Annotated in this window: 1 protein-coding gene; it reads left to right on the top strand. The window is 60.0% G+C overall.

Annotated features, from left to right (window positions below; genetic code table 11):
• Window positions 1–260: MFS transporter (locus ACSNOG_RS33540; protein WP_436756443.1), on the top strand; the 260-nt coding region annotated here is incomplete at both ends.

Below are 260 nucleotides of genomic sequence, written 5' to 3'. Positions count from 1 at the left end.
CCCTTTGGGCGGTGCGATCAGCGACCGGACGATCAATCGGTTCGGACGCCGGCGCACCTGGATTTTGCTCGGCCCCTTGGTCGGGAGCGCCGCGCTTCTGATGATCGGCTGGACATCCTCGTTATGGCTCATCATCGTAGGCTGGGCGGTTGCGCAGCTGTTCTTCAACTTCGGGATGGCGGCGTACACGGCGCTCATTCCCGATCAGGTGAAAGAAGAAAAACAAGGCACGATTTCCGGTCTGCTCGGCATGTCCTTAC

The organism is Streptomyces sp. URMC 124 (genome assembly GCF_051386455.1).
Classification (GTDB): Bacteria; Actinomycetota; Actinomycetes; order Streptomycetales; family Streptomycetaceae; genus Streptomyces.
This window is presented reverse-complemented; position numbering and strand designations above follow the sequence as displayed.